Raw genomic sequence first — 1,100 nt, 5'->3', positions numbered from 1 at the left:
GAGTGGAATGATGCGCCTGTGGTGGGGGTGGTGGGTTCGGTGGTGGAGTTGTTTGGGGAGTGGGTGGTGCGGGATCCGGGTGCGGTGGCGGTGGTGTGTGGTGGGGAGAGTGTGACTTATGGTGAGTTGGATGAGCGGGCGGGTGTGTTGGCGGGTGTGTTGGCGGGTCGGGGTGTGGGGGCGGAGTCGGTGGTGGGGGTGTTGTTGGAGCGGTCGGTTGATTTGGTGGTGGCGTTGTTGGGGGTGTTGCGGGCGGGGGGTGCGTATTTGTTGCTGGATCCGTCGTATCCGGTGGAGCGGAGGGCGTGGATGCTGGCGGATGCGGGTGCGGTGTGTGTGGTGAGTAGTGGTGTGTTGGCGGGTGGGGTGCCGGGTGGGGTGCCGGTGGTGGAGGTGGGTGGTGGGGGTCTTGTGGTGGGGTCGGTGGTGGGTGGGGTGTTGGATCCGGTGGTGGTGGGGTCGGGTGGGGCGGCGTATGTGTTGTATACGTCGGGGTCGTCGGGGGTGCCGAAGGGTGTGGTGGTGTCGCATGGGGGGTTTGCGGGTTTGGTTGCGGGTCATCGTGGGTTGTTGGGTGTGGGTCCGGGGTGTCGGGTGGCGCAGTTTGCGTCGGCGGGTTTTGACACGTTCGGGTGGGAGTGGTCGATGGCGTTGTTGACGGGTGCGGCGTTGGTGGTGGTGCCGCAGGAGGAGCGGTTGGGTGGGGAGTTGGCGGTGTTTTTGGCGCGGGAGGGGGTGACGCATGTGACGTTGCCGCCGGGGGTGTTGGCGTTGTTGGACGAGGGGGATGTGGATCCGGGTGTGGTGGTGGTGACGGCGGGTGAGGAGTGTCCGCCGGAGGTGATGGCGCGGTGGTCGCGTGGGCGGGTGATGTTCAATTCGTATGGGCCGACGGAGACGACGGTGGATGCGACGTTGTGGCGGTGTGATCCGGATGCGGGTGAGGTGTTGATTGGTGGTCCGGTGTTCAGTACGCGGGTGTTTGTGCTGGATGGTTCGTTGGAGCCGGTGCCGCCGGGGGTGGTGGGTGAGTTGTATGTGGCGGGTGATGGTCTGGCGCGTGGGTATCTGCGGCGGTCTGGGTTGACGGGGGAGCGGTT

General features: G+C 66.1%; 1 protein-coding gene. It reads left to right on the top strand.

All coding sequences use genetic code 11. From position 1 onward, the window contains the following. Window positions 1–18 precede the first annotated feature (18 nt). On the top strand, window positions 19–1,100 hold a 1,082-nt coding region (locus tag ACZ67M_RS37790), incomplete at its 3' end, for an AMP-binding protein (RefSeq protein WP_469854367.1).

The sequence above is a fragment of the Streptomyces sp. NPDC107500 genome (assembly GCF_055582785.1).
Note: the sequence above shows the minus strand (reverse complement) of the source record. Positions and strands in the feature narration are given on the sequence as shown.